9 protein-coding genes and 1 pseudogene are annotated in these 13492 nt (G+C 54.2%); 9 read left to right on the top strand and 1 reads right to left on the bottom strand.

All coding sequences use genetic code 11. From position 1 onward, the window contains the following. The first annotated feature begins 448 nt into the window (after positions 1–448). The 6 genes from HWX89_RS00005 to HWX89_RS00030 all read left to right on the top strand — a co-directional run bounded on the left by HWX89_RS00005 (position 449) and on the right by HWX89_RS00030 (position 7580). The gene (locus tag HWX89_RS00005) at positions 449–1711 is read left to right on the top strand and encodes a hypothetical protein (protein ID WP_138793788.1); all 1263 of its coding nucleotides are present in this window, start codon (positions 449–451) and stop codon (positions 1709–1711) included. Beyond that, entirely contained in the window at positions 1708–2754 is a 1047-nt protein-coding gene (locus HWX89_RS00010) for a hypothetical protein (RefSeq protein ID WP_138793789.1), read from the top strand. The genes HWX89_RS00005 and HWX89_RS00010 overlap by 4 nt, the downstream gene beginning before the upstream one ends. Before the next feature lie 65 nt (positions 2755–2819). Next, on the top strand, positions 2820–3686 hold the full coding sequence (locus HWX89_RS00015; protein WP_138793790.1) for a putative phage abortive infection protein: 867 nt from the start codon (positions 2820–2822) through the stop codon (positions 3684–3686). 203 nt (positions 3687–3889) lie between these two features. Further along, positions 3890–5062: an ABC-three component system protein gene (locus HWX89_RS00020; protein ID WP_246705065.1), complete on the top strand. Its 1173-nt coding sequence runs from the start codon at positions 3890–3892 to the stop codon at positions 5060–5062. Then, positions 5052–5546 carry a three component ABC system middle component gene (locus tag HWX89_RS00025; protein WP_138793791.1) on the top strand — a complete coding sequence of 165 codons (495 nt, stop codon included), beginning with the start codon at positions 5052–5054 and terminating at the stop codon, positions 5544–5546. Before HWX89_RS00020 ends, HWX89_RS00025 begins: the two co-directional genes overlap by 11 nt. Positions 5547–5549: 3 nt before the next feature. Continuing rightward, positions 5550–7580 (top strand): DUF3732 domain-containing protein, encoded by a 2031-nt coding sequence (locus HWX89_RS00030; RefSeq protein WP_138793792.1) that lies wholly within the window; start codon positions 5550–5552, stop codon positions 7578–7580. Positions 7581–7742: 162 nt separating this feature from the next. On the opposite strand, the gene HWX89_RS00035 is transcribed toward HWX89_RS00030, so the two are convergent. Beyond that, positions 7743–8891: an RHE_PE00001 family protein gene (locus tag HWX89_RS00035; protein WP_178340555.1), complete on the bottom strand. Its 1149-nt coding sequence runs from the start codon at positions 8889–8891 to the stop codon at positions 7743–7745. 189 nt (positions 8892–9080) lie between these two features. Here HWX89_RS00035 and HWX89_RS00040 point away from each other — a divergent pair, with 189 nt between their 5' ends. The 3 genes and pseudogenes from HWX89_RS00040 to HWX89_RS00050 form a co-directional block, all read left to right on the top strand. Continuing rightward, positions 9081–10229: a tyrosine-type recombinase/integrase gene (locus HWX89_RS00040; protein WP_178340556.1), complete on the top strand. Its 1149-nt coding sequence runs from the start codon at positions 9081–9083 to the stop codon at positions 10227–10229. Between the two features lie 997 nt (positions 10230–11226). Continuing rightward, positions 11227–12270: a nucleotidyltransferase family protein gene (locus HWX89_RS00045; protein WP_138793731.1), complete on the top strand. Its 1044-nt coding sequence runs from the start codon at positions 11227–11229 to the stop codon at positions 12268–12270. A 1009-nt stretch (positions 12271–13279) separates the two neighbouring features. Further along, positions 13280–13492: pseudogene (locus HWX89_RS00050) on the top strand (DUF736 domain-containing protein); the annotation flags it as partial.

A 13492-nucleotide genomic window follows, 5' to 3' on the forward strand; every position in this document is an offset into this window, starting at 1 on the left:
CTCCAGCTAATCAATTACCCGAGCTGATTTAGCTGAAACGCGCCGAGAGGATGGCCAAGGATGAGGAAGACAATTTGTGTTTACGCTGAACACGATGCTGAGCTTTACAATGGAAGATTCTAACGCCTTGAAGGGACGTGAACTCACGACCCAGCTATTCCGATCATAATTGGAAACGGATTCTAGAACCAAAACAGGAGCTTGTTCCACCGCCGCGCCTGTCTTATTTTTGTTCTACCACTGAGTGAGAGATATAAAATCGTCTTCGATTTTGTTTTTGCAGGACTTGGACAAGCGTTACCAACTAAAATCCTCCATTGAATTCCATCTAGGATTGCATACGCGTTACAACAGCTTTAGTACAAAATCGGGGGATAGGTTTTGACCTCCGCACGATTCTCTTCGACGTCGCAATATACTGGTTTTTCTCGCTTGCAGGCAGATTGAGATGGATAAGAAAACGCAAGGTTCATGGCTTGTACACCACACAAACAAATTACAGGGCGTCACAAATCAAGTCGGATATGAGAAAACGTTTCTAGCTGGAAAAGCGGGAATACTTCTATCAGCTGTCTCCGCCAGCCGGCAGATTACTGTAAATAATGAAAAACTCGGTGTCCTCGCGCAGGCGGCTAACATCAATACCACATTTGAGCTTCCAAAGCTCTTAGATGTTTTAGAGCAACAACAGCTCATCGACAGGTCGCCAAACGGCATTGCAGTCTTGGGCGTTACCACGTCGACCGCGTTGGAACGCACATCGGATATCTTCGAATTTTTGTCGCCTCGAGCTCAAGAGATCGCAGCGATACGGCTCGCGGAACGAGCATCTATCTCCCCCGTCCTTACGAAAGACGTCGCCGAAGAACTGGCGGACACATTTAGGCTTGTTAAGAATGATGTCGATCGGCTGTTTACCGATTCCGAGAGCATAGGGTTCGTAGATACCGAGCGCTTGGGGTTGAACGATACTTTGCTGTTCAACGGGAATCTTTTTCGCCGTGAGACTACCGAGAAAATCAAAGCGGTATTAGATTCCCTTAAGCCGGCGGAACAGCTAGCATTAACGGAACTAACCGAAACGTTGCGAAAGCGAGCCTGCGTCTCAACGGACTACGGTATGAAAGTGCTCGGTGAGCCCCTTTTCCAAAAAGTGACTGCGGTTGGTCTCTTTGATATCAGCGTCGTCAGTAATTCGACGGAGGATGTCGGCTTTATGACACTACCATCGGCGTTCTCGAAATTCAGCAGCTCTATGGTCGACGATGCATTCGACCTTGCGAAAGCGTTCGTCAGTTCGGTTACCTACGGAATGACGAAAAGCTCTTGGGCGCGCGGGCAGATTCAGATGGTGGACGTTCTACTTAGCGCCCTCGTTAGAGGCGAAAGCGTTGGGCCGGTCAGAGCAATCGCTGAAGATTACAAAGTTCTCGAACTTAAAGGCGTAGTTGAGGTAAAGGAAGGTACGAAGAACGGACGTACTGGCCCGATGCTCAGACTTCTGAAAACGGATGTGGGCGAATTGGCGCTTCAAGCTATCCGCCAAGGCGATGTAAGCGAACACTCCTTGAACGCCCTTCCTACTGCAGCTGTAACCACATTTAACGGCCCTGAGACAAATCGAGAAAAGGTGCGTCGCACGCAGACGAAAGTCAGTCCGCAAGCGACAAATGACATGCTGTCGATCCTTCGTAAGGGTGGCGGATTATGAAAAAGGAGATCACTCAAGTTCCGAAAGGCTCCAAGATGGAGGAGCTTCTGCGAGGCTACTTCCTTAAGGCAGGCTATTATGCGGTCCGTGGAGTCCCCTTTATCTATGAAGGCTTCGACGTAACCGACATCGATTTGTGGCTGTACAGCAGGACATCCTCAGTATCTCGAGAAATTACGATAGTTGACGTAAAAAACCGAAAAACCCCGCAGGCAATTGAGCGAATTTTTTGGGTCCAAGGTTTGAAAACCGCCGTCAAGGCGACAAATGCCATCGTCGCTACAACCGACAAGCGTTCGGAGGTGAAAGACTTTGGGCGAGAACTTGGTGTGGTCGTGCTGGATGGAGCGTTCCTCAATAGATTGGCAGCTTCAGAGGACCCATTAGCAGGCAGACTGTCCGACGAAGAGTTTTATGCAAAGATAAACGATTACTCTTTGAGTAAGCTTGACGGTGACTGGAAAGGCAGAGTTGCATATTCTAAGAGCTTGCTCTCAAAATCCCTTTCGTTTGACAGCTGCAATGAATGGCTCAGCCAAGGCAAATTCTTCGCCGAGCATGCCATCACAACGGGTGGCCAGCGAGAGACTGCTCTTCGCTGCCTTTATCTCATATGCTCGTTTGCAGCGATTGCACTAGATCATGTGATGAAAGAGGCTTCATTCATAGAGCAGCACGAAAGAAGTCAGTTCATCAAGGACGGCTTTACCTACGGCTCTCGCGGCAGCGCGGGAATGAGAAAGGTATTGAACGTTGCTATGGGCCTGGTCGAGCAGCATGCCAGTGAGGGTCCGACCATATCAAGACAAGTTAAGGTCAGTGTTGAAAGACAACTTGAGCAACTGAACACCGCTGGACTAGGAGAATTTTTTTCCAAAACCGATGTGGCGCGTGCTCTTTTCAGCGTTGGCCGTGAGTTTGAGCAGCTTGCTTTCGCAAGAAATTTTAAGTCTCATAATGTCGCCAGCGTGGAGCTGAAGAGCGTTCTCTTCAGTCTCGTTGACTTCTGGTCAATCGACAGGGTCATGTTCTCTGCCGACTAGCTCCCATTGGTTAGCCGTTCGCAGCCACAGTTTGAAGAAATAAGCATCCGCTTTGGGAGGAGCCATTGGGAAGACTTATATTCGGTCTTGCAGCGGGACTCCTTTTGATGGGAGGGCTGTGGGTATGGTGGGCTCACAATAGCCTGGCCATTGCAGCTTGGGCTGCACGCGACATCAACGATATGACTAAAGCTGGTGCTTGGGGTGACAGCTTCGGGGCCTTTACGGCATTTTTCGGAGCTGTGGGTTTCGCAGGCGTTATAGCCACGTTAATTCAACAGGGATCGGTGATAAAGCAACAGCAGGAGGAGGTGCATAAGCAGAGGTTCGAAGCGACCTACTTTGAACTACTTGATATGCTCCGCGCCGCTCGTTCAGAGGTCAGATTTCGGCAAAGCGACGACTACGGACTAGCCCGCGCTAAAACTCGGAAGAAGCCAACCATTGAGGAAGGACCGGCTGCGTTTCGTGCCGCGATGTTCGAGTTCAAGTTCTGGCTAAGTAAAGAAGGAATACCGGACGATCGCAGACTTGCTATCGAGTCTCTCGGTCATCTTTACCGCAAGCGCATCCATCAACGTTACGAAAGTACCTTTGGACCATATTTCCGTTTGCTCTACACGATCCTGTGGCGTCTCAGAGAGGATAAAAAGCTTTCAGTCGAGGAGCGTCGCCGGTATGCAAATTTGCTTCGGGCGCACTTAACTTCCTTCGAAGTAGGTCTCGCAGGCTTCAATGGATTGATGGAACAAGCCAAGAATCTAGACGAACTGCTCACTGAGTTCCGGATGCTGAAATACTACCCAACCGGGGAGATCCGCCGGGCGCTAGAACAGGTTTATCTGCCACGAGCGTTTGAAGGAAGTCAGGCTAGAAAGGCACCTTCCACGATGCTTGAAGTTGATCCACTTGAAAATGATGAATCACAGTAGTGAGGCATCTCAAAACGATCAAGGATGGATTTCTACTTCGGAAAAGCGTTTTCCCTCCAAAGTAATTTGCCAAGTACGGCTCACCAGATTTTCAAAACTGTGAACAGAGCAAAAATGCCCCCGAATTTGCTTTTCTTAGAGATCGATGCATGATCTCGATAGTAGTGACATTTGACTGAGGAGGCCGTCAGGCTTACGCACTTTTGGGTTCAGTAGACGTCAGCATCGCGCCCGCACAAGCATCCGGCTACATCTTGCAGCTGGACCGCGCCCTTTATCACCTTGCCGTCGCCTCGGCAGGAGATGTGGCAGTTGCTGTAGAACACGTCGATGATGTCGCGGTTATCCGAGACGGCAGGGTCATCTTGCTTGAGCAGGACAAGAGCACCGCGAGAAGCAATGCCCGTTTGCTGGGAGATAGGAGTCGGGCAATTTGGAGGACCCTTCAAATTTGGCTCCGACACAGCGAAACCGATCATGGCAACCACTGTCAGCGCTATATTTTTTTTGTGAACCGCTGGGTATCAACGCCGATCGCCCAACTGATAAAAGATCGCACGACCGGCAAGGCAACAGTCGCTGATATTGTTAGCGCCTTGCGTAAATCAGGCACGAAGCGAACCGTAGCCAAGGTGCAAGTAGTTATTGATGATGTGCTATCTCGCTCAGATGCCCAGCTGGCGAGCTTGGCGGCTAAGATCGAGATTGCGGAAGCCGCGGACATCGGTGCTGATCGAAGACTGCTAGCCAATGGGTTGGGCTTGAACCCACGCGCCGACGCGGACAGTATCTTGGACGGTCTCTTCGGTTGGTTAACTAATCGGGTCAGAACGGAATGGTCGGAAGGTAGGCCGGGTTTGATAACCCGCGACGAGATACTCGTTCAAAGTCATGCACTTCAATCTAGACAAGCAAAAGGCAGGTTTTTGCCCCGCGCATCTGGGGAGATCTTGATTGATGATACCCAGCGGGATGGCCAGCTTTCACGAAATTTTGTGGAACACCTTACCCGTATCGACGCCGAGAACGACGATATAGTGCAGGCGGTAGATCACTTCTTAAAATTCAATATCGAGAAGCATCGCCTCGTTCGAGCAGGAGATGTGCCGGATGCAGAATGGGGCCACCGCTCTAACAGGTTAAGAGAGAGATGGGCCGGCGTTATGAGACGGCGTAGCCGTGAACTCAAAGGCAGACCAAACTCTGATATAGGGCAAATTGTACTCGCTGACGTCACTTATGATCACCGAGAAACGCTGGACGGCCACCCCTGCGATGAGTTGTATATGACCTCTGGTCACTATCATAGGCTGGCAGAGGAAAACGAGGTCTGGTGGGACCCAGCGTTCCAGAAAGTTGGTAAAGATGAGAACTGACCACGAGGAACTGCTAGCTAAAAATCCAGCTTTGCTCGTGCGCGTTTTCTGGCACATCGCCAGAAAATATGGCGATGCCGCCGGAGGTAGGTCCCCTGCGCTCCCTGTGTTTTTAGTCAGTGCGGGAATTCTTTTTCATCGTGAGAGCGTTGAAAAAATCCATCGGATGAACTTCGAAAGTCAATTTCTAAAAGTTGTAGCAGAGAGACCTGACCTTATTGCCGGCTTGCAAACGAGAATTGAGACTTCTTCAAGGAAGGCACTAATCGCTTTGCAATTGGGTGTCGCGACGCGACTGTTGCAGCGTGACGGTGGGGAAGGGTTCCCTACGTTTCGCGCGCTCGGGTCATCCGACCTGCCACCAGCATTACGAGATAACGGCTCCTCACTCGGCGCTATGATTCTAGCCGGAAAACGTCTTGGCGCCTGGTTTGCGCTCGAATCTTTTGAAGGGATCCAGCGTCAGTTAATGGTGGAGTTTTGACGTATGAAGTTGTTCATAAAATCCATCATTATCTGGCCGGAGGACCCAAACCACGAGCCTCGGACTTTGGCATTTGATACAACAAAGGTCTCCATAGTCTCTGGCTGGAGCAGTACCGGCAAATCGTCAATAGTCGATATCATTAACTACGCGCTCGGCTCAGGGAACTGCTCCATCCCGGTCGGTGTGATCCGCGATCTCGCGTCGTGGTACGGTGTGGAGATTGAAACGGATGCAGGGCCGATGCGGATCGCCAGACCGAAGCCAGCTGCGCGTCAGGTTTCGGACGATATCTGGTTGCAGCAAGGCAACGATACGACATCACCTCTTCCCCGGCGTCCAACACCTACAACCAATATCGCACAGTTGAAGGCGATGTTCGATGCTCTTTCCGGCCTATCAAACCTCGGAGTCGTTCCCGAGGGGGCACAGGGCAGAGCAAGCTTCCGAGACATGGCTTCGTTTAACTTGCTACCGCAGCACATCGTCGCAAATCCGTATACTCTTTTCTTTAAGGCGGACTCGACTGACCATCGCAACAAGCTACAGCATATTCTTCCTCTCGCGATGGGAATTATTACAAATGAGGACCTGGTTCGCGCTCACAGAATACGTTTGCTCCGAGACGAACTACGGCGTGTCGAGACCGAGCTTCGTAGTAGACGAACCGCGATTGATAACTGGCGAGCCACTGCTCATGGTGCCTTTTTCCGCGCCCAAGAGCTGAGTCTCTTGCCATCTGGTGAGCCACCCGCAAACCTTCCGGCACTCATGACCCTTCTAGAGAATGTCGTTAATGCCGGTGGCCGCACAATAGCAACAGCTGGTCGCATTACGGCTGCAGTAGCGCGGCTCGATGACATCAGAAGCAGGGAGCAGACGCTAGACACGAAGATAGGAGCGGACCGTAGGCGTCTTCGGAAATTGCGTAGCCTCTCGCGATCCGTTGGCGATTACGCCGAAATTCTACAGGAGCAAGCTGCTAGTGTCGTAGGTATCGGTTGGTTCAAGGCTCGTACACACTCCGACAATTGCATCTTGTGCGGCTCAAACTCTGAAGCAGCAAGACAAGCTCTCGCTGAGCTTGATGAGCCAATCGCCGAGCTCACCGCGTTGTCTACGGGCACCGCGGCGGCAAGACCGATGGTTGATCGCGACATTGTCGTGATTCAAGAGGAATTACTAAAGGACGAACGCGAACTCCTTTCGCTTCGTCAGACACGAGCGGCATTCGAGGCTGAAGTGGACCAGGAGGAGGGGAGAAGCCAGAGCTTAGAGAGCGTCTATCGTTTCATCGGATCAACGGAGCAAGCATTGAAGCTTCTTGGCGAGGTGGAAGGCGAAGGAGGGCTCACCGTGCGAGCAGAAGCGCTGCGGAAGGAAATACGTGATCTCGACGATCAGTCAAATGTCGAGGAAAGACAGGATCGCTCGGCTCGCATCCATGGCCAGATTTCAAACTATATACCAAAGTTCATTAGCGCACTTGGTGTTGCTGGTGCCGACGGGAAACCATTTCTTGACGAGCGCGAACTGAACCTGCGGTTCGAGCGCGCAGGGTCAACTCGCCCCGATTTCTTATGGGAGATCGGAAGCGGGGAGAACTGGATGGGCTATCATCTGGCCGCACTCTTAGCGCTGCATGGCGTTTTTTTGAGCCGAGGCTCCACAAATCCCGTTCCCTCTTTTCTCGTCATCGATCAACCAAGCCAAGTTTACTTCCCAAGTGATACTTTTGACCGATTTGTAGCAGGCGCCGATGCGAAGCCAGATGCGGCACCCGCATCGCGACGAAGGCATTTGACCGACCTTGAGAGCACGATAAGAATCTTTTCAAGTCTTGCCAGGGCCCATTCGAAGTTCGAAGGAAAACTCCAAATCATAGTTCTCGACCACGCTGATAAACATGCTTGGGGTGATGTTGATGGAGTGGTTGGCGTAGCAAATTGGCGCGACGAAGAAGATTTCCTTATTCCCGCGGCCTGGATGCCAAATTCTAACACCCATGAAGCCGAAGGAGGTCTCGACAACTGACGTCGATGGCACTTATCCTCTTGAATGGCGGATTGAGCGGCAGGAAGCAGCCATATAAAAAAGCAGGTCGGAAGGTCAAGGAATCCGCACCGCTCATCGCCGCCAAACCGGTGGAGATAACCACTGACACAGCACTACCGCGTCGCTTGCTCCTATCTCTGGCTATATCACCCCCCACGCCCGAAACCTCCCCCTCCCCGTCATCTCTCTAAGGCCTAGCTCCGTCACGATCCGCCGCGCCGCCTGCGGCGTGACCCCGAGCGTCTTGGCCACCATTCCGGCCGACACGAGCGGTTTTGCCATGACCAGCTCAACGAGCTCCGGCAGTTTTGAAGACGTCCGCCGTCCCTCCAGTTTTCGCTCGAACATCGCTTTCGTTAGCGTCAACCGGTCATGTTCCTTCAGCCCAATCTCGGCGGTCGCGAGAAGGCCATGCGCGATGGCGAGCAGCCGCGTTTCGCGATCACGATGCCGGCGCCGATCGACCGGAATGGTTTTGAGGCCAAAATTGATGGCGGCGAGATGGGCGCCTGACGTGATGCCGGCCTGCCGTAGGGTCGAGGCGGCTAACAGCCGGCCGAGCCAAGGCGCGTGCTGCAGCACCGACAGCTCGTTCCAGGCGTCGAGGGCGACAATCGCCTGCAGCATTGCCGGCAGGTTGTCGGCTTGGTGCAACACCTCGCGCCACTCGTCGAGCCTTGCATCCTCGTCCCAGTCGAGATCATAGACGAGCGTGTCTCGCTCGCGGCTGTTGACCACAGGCCGGTCGGGACGTTTCGCGTGTTCGATCGCAGCGTCAGATCGCGCTAGCAGCGCATCGATGGCCGCGAGGTCGACGCCGGGAAGCCCTTCGGCTTCATCGCTTTCTTTCCCCTCCCCTTCCGGATTTCTTCCCGCCGCCGCGGACCGCATGACGCCGGCCTGCTCCGCAGCCTCGGCGCCAGCCGACGTAATGTCCGACGCTTGTCGCAACGTTCGGATACCCTCTGCGGACAACGCCCAATCCGGTGATTGGCCAGCAATGCGCCGGCGGGTCCTTAAAACGTCGCGGGCGATGGTGAGCTCGTGGGTCGGTGTGCGAGTATCGCGAAAAGCGTCGTGGAGGACGAGGTCTTCGAGATGGACGAGCTCGCCGTCGATCCACAGCGATGCGCAAGCGTCGGCGAAGTTTTGCCGTTCGAGGAAACCATTTCCGACCGGCGAGCGAGCAATGCGCTCGTCCAGACGGGTCAGAGCGACAGCGGCGTCGAAAGCCGGCCTCATCAGGGCGCTCATGCTGATTTTCGCGAGATCGTAAGCCATTGAAATCATGGTAAATGATTTCTTACAGGAACTCTATATAAATATTATGGTTCCTAACATGGTACGGTTTCACGTTGGGTTGTCTACCATCGATAAGTATCCCTTATCGATGGTAGATTGATTTCGGCCAGAGAATCCGGCAAATTCGGGTTAACGGGCAGCCGCAAGGCCTGCCCTGACCGTGTAATTGAGGATCTGATGCCGAAGTCACCGCAACAATCCGCCGTCGAGCGTCGGGCCGGCGAACTCGATACGATTGCCGCCGTCCTGCCGATCGAGCGGCGCGATGAGCTCGCCGAACTGTTGTCAGACGAAGATGTCGCGACGCTGCGGCATCTGGTCAATCAGGGCATGGGCGACAACACGCTGCGCGCGCTGACATCAGATCTCGCCTATCTGCAAGCATGGTCGGTGGCAGCGACCGGACAGTCGCTGGTCTGGCCGGCACCCGAGGCGCTGCTGCTGAAATTTGTTGCCCACCATCTGTGGGATCCGGAAAAGAAGAAGGCCGATCCGGGCCACGGTATGCCAGAGGCTGTGACAAACAATCTCCGAGAGCAGGGATTTTTGCGGGCGGTCGGACCGCATGCGCCTGACACCGTTCGCCGGCGTCTGGCATCCTGGTCGACGTTGACGAAATGGCGCGGTCTCGACGGCACCTTCGCCTCCCCTGCTCTGAAATCGGCTATCCGTCTCGCGGTCCGTGCGACACCGCGTCCACGCAAGCGCAAAAGCGCCAAGGCTGTCACTAGTGATGTTCTGGAAAAGTTGCTGGCGACCTGTGCGTCGGACAACATCCGCGACCTGCGCGATCGCGCGTTGCTGATGCTGGCCTTTGCCTCTGGCGGCCGGCGCCGCAGCGAGATTGCTGGTCTGCGCTGCCAGCAATTGACAGAAGAGCAACCGATCCCGGTAGAGGACGGTCCTCCTCTGCCCTCTCTCGCCATCCACCTCGGTCGCACCAAGACGGCCAGCGGCGAGGAGGATGAGGTGGTGTATCTAACAGGTCGACCGGTCGAGGCTCTCAAAACTTGGCTGACGGCGGCGAAGATTGACGGTGGTAGCGTGTTTCGCGGGATCGGACGATGGGGGACCGTTTCCTACCATGGCCTTGATCCGCAGTCGGTCAACGCTATCCTCAAACAGAGGGCAGTCATGGCCGGATTAAACCCGGAAGACTTTTCCGCACATGGATTGCGATCCGGCTATCTGACCGAAGCAGCCAATCGAGGGATTCCCCTTCCCGAGGCGATGGAACAGTCAAGGCATCGCTCCGTACAGCAGGCCTCAAGCTACTACAACAGCGCTACCCGGCGCGGCGGGCGGGCGGCGAGGCTGATTGCATAGGTATTGTTTCTGCTTAAGATTGTGCATTAAAGGTCCCTTCTTCAATCAGGAGGCAAGACGCGTGAGAAAACCAACAAGAAAATTCCTAGCGGCTCCCACTGCCTTTATTGCGGTGCTATTTGCGCTGTCAGGATGCGGTAGTCCCGACTGGTTTCAGCCGCCACCCCAAGAGGGTCAGGTATGGACGAAGCCAGGAGCATCAAGCCCGGAGATATCCAAGGCCCTGCTTGAATGCGGTTCTGTGAGCGTATCCAGTCTGGGGGTTCCGCCACGAGAGGACAAAACTCCCAACCAGAGAGCGCAAATCCAGAGATGTATGTTTGCAGATGGTTTCACTATGACCGTACCAAAAAAGCAATGGTACTACTGCGAAACAAATCCCAGCTTACCGGCTTGCCAAGCGGGAGCGTCGGTTGTTCAACGTAGTGTCTCTCGCAGATTGCAGAGCAATTACTGTCGAAGAGAAAGCGACCTGCAGTTTTGCCTTCGTACCGCCGTCAATAAACACGCCTGTACCCAAAATGAACGCGGGGTTCCGGCTGAATGCCGTCCCTAGAACGCTTAGTGGGGCCAAGCCAGTATGAGACCTTCCATTGAGACGGTTTAAGCTTTTGCAGCATCGCTTTCAGGTGTCGTCCATGATCCGTTGAGACGTGTCCACCTCGTAAGGTCAATCGGAACATCTCTACCCTCCAGCCGACTGACATTTCTCCCCGAGTGATGGAAGAGTCACGCCAGCGCTCGGTTCAGCAGGCATCGAGCTATTACAACAATGCGGCGAGGCGTAGCGGTAAGGCAGCGCGACTTCTGTAACTTCTAACCCGGCTCCGATGCGAGTATACCAGCCGCCCCGCCCTAGGGCGATCAAGGTCGAGCACTCTATGTTCTCAATCTGTTGCGCTCTTAAGTGGAGAAAGTTATAAGGAAAAGTATAAAACCTTATAACTAAAAAAATTATAAGGAATCAGCCGTTTCCCTATAACGGAGCTATAGACAGATGAAGCAAATCGACCTGGTATATCGTACGGCGTTCGCGGAACTCGTGCAGCGGTCGTTTGACGCCCAATTCGAGGCAGACTTCCCGTTGGACGGTCGGTTCGTCTCGGTGCCCGTGAAGGGTCGCAATTACTGGTATTTCGAATACCCGACCGAAGACGGTGACAGGCGGCGGTATGTTGGGCCTGAAACCGACGAAGAGATCACAACCCGAGTTAATAAGCATAAGGAAGTGAAAGACGACATCCGGGAGCGGCGCAAGCTCGTCGGGATGCTCCTTCGCAGCGGCGGCATGGCGTCCCCTGATCGTTTCGCGGGCGAGGTGACGAAAGCCCTCGCTGACGCTGGCCTTTTCCGTCTCCGAGCGGTCCTCATTGGCTCAGTGGCATTCAGCTGTTATCCGGGGCTGCTTGGTGTCCGGCTCCCTAATTCCGTGATGCAGACCGGTGACGCGGACTTTGCGCAGGATTTTGCTATCTCGGCCGAGGTCGAGGACAGCTTACCGCCAGTCCTAGAAGTCCTGCAATCTGTCGACCCGACATTCCGAACTGTCCCGCATCAGGCCGACAAGGCAAAGGTTTCAGCCTTTACAAACTCGGTGAATTACCGTGTCGAATTCTTGACCAGCAATCGGGGTTCTGATGACTACACCGGCAAACCCTCCCCCATGCCTGCCCTGGGTGGTGCGTCTGCGGAGAACCTGAGGTTTCTTGATTACTTGATTTACGAGCCCGTGAGGACAGTGCTTTTGCACCGAGAGGGCGTGACCGTGAATGTTCCAGCTCCCGAGCGGTACGCCATTCACAAGCTGATCGTGGCCTCTCGACGGCGTACAGATGGTCTTGGACGAGCGAAGCGGGATAAAGACATACAGCAGGCTTCCTTGCTCTTTGAGGCGCTCGTGGACACGAGACAGGGCTATGCGTTGTCAGATGCCTATCATGAAGCGTGGAATCTTGGCACGGCATGGCAGGAGGGTATCCAATTCGGCCTGCAACTGATGGCGAAAGCGGGCAAGGAAGCCCTGGCGGACGCGCTCGGGTGAAGCCAGAAGAACTCGTTAGGGCGTGAAACATCGACATCATGCATCAAAACCGGACCGGTTTTAGATGACTTCAATCTTGATATACGTTCCCCATGAAATCCGACAATCTGCCGACCACCCCCCTCCATCTCGGCTTGTTGTTAGCGCAGTTGTGCCAATCCCAAATTCACCGAGCGCGCGAAAGTTCAGGGCGGGAAGATTGTCTCCAAAGCGAAAATGCCTGATCGAACGGGCTACAAAACTGACCGGCTGCAGGAGATAGAGGGCTTCAAGCCGAAGTTATCACAACAGTTCTAAGAGATGTATTTTACGCCTCTCGACACTTGGCGGCCGATGCACTCGAAATGCTGTATCTGCGCGGGCATTGTGCGCCTTTGCTGCGCATTCGGCCCTTCCCGTCACGCACACTTGCTCAGCCCGGTTTTTAACGACCGCAGGATGATGCCCCCAGCTGCAAAGGCGGCCAAGTCGTCAGCTCGGGACTGGCACTGCACAACGGTGCCCCGTCGCCTGCAGTTAAACCCTGATGTTGTGGTCGCAATTCGTGCCAGGGATATGCCCCGAGACGAGAGCGCGATCCGAACGTGCTGTTCCTCTCAGAGGCCACCGTTTTCGACGCGGCGTCCTTTGGGCGATTTGGCGAAGAAAGACTGGAGGGTTGCCTTGGCTTGGATGGGCAATCGAAACCGGCGCAATGATCACCGATTACGATAGAAAATCGCCGCCCGGGGTCATAATGTTGTCCGCGGTCAAGCAGATGAGGCGAGACCGTAATCCGGGAAAGCCCCTCCCTAGCGAGCGTTGGCTCAGTCGATGGCTCACTGCGGTCGGCCAGTCGCACGGCAATCGCTAACTTGCACGAATTTCCCCAGACGAACGTCATTCCTCGCCCAACAAACTTATGCCTGCCGGCGGCGCTCCGCTGACGCTGCGCCCCGCGGGTTGAGTTCGACTGTCATCCGGCCGCTCGATCGTGACCATCGGCAAAGCAAACCAAGGAGACACTGCCATGACCGATCTCGTCAACTTCATCCGCATCAACGCTGACAACACACTTTCCGGTAACATCGCATCCGTGGCCTACGACAGCACCCTCGCCAAAGCGCCTGTTTATCGCCTCTACGCCAAGTCACCCAAGGGCCGCCGTGTGGAAATCGGCGGCATCTGGAAGAAGCAGAACCGCGAAGGTGGCGACGACTTCACCCTTTCCGTCAACATCGGC

The organism is Rhizobium sp. RM (assembly GCF_013390595.1).
In the GTDB taxonomy this organism is placed as follows: Bacteria; Pseudomonadota; Alphaproteobacteria; order Rhizobiales; family Rhizobiaceae; genus Agrobacterium.

Coding starts and splice junctions, on each gene's coding strand:
- HWX89_RS00045 (WP_138793731.1), top strand. CDS start 11,227: ATGAAGCAAATCGACCTGGTATATCGTACGGCGTTCGCGGAACTCGTG.
- HWX89_RS00030 (WP_138793792.1), top strand. CDS start 5,550: ATGAAGTTGTTCATAAAATCCATCATTATCTGGCCGGAGGACCCAAAC.
- HWX89_RS00025 (WP_138793791.1), top strand. CDS start 5,052: ATGAGAACTGACCACGAGGAACTGCTAGCTAAAAATCCAGCTTTGCTC.
- HWX89_RS00040 (WP_178340556.1), top strand. CDS start 9,081: ATGCCGAAGTCACCGCAACAATCCGCCGTCGAGCGTCGGGCCGGCGAA.
- HWX89_RS00035 (WP_178340555.1), bottom strand. CDS start 8,891: ATGATTTCAATGGCTTACGATCTCGCGAAAATCAGCATGAGCGCCCTG.
- HWX89_RS00010 (WP_138793789.1), top strand. CDS start 1,708: ATGAAAAAGGAGATCACTCAAGTTCCGAAAGGCTCCAAGATGGAGGAG.
- HWX89_RS00005 (WP_138793788.1), top strand. CDS start 449: ATGGATAAGAAAACGCAAGGTTCATGGCTTGTACACCACACAAACAAA.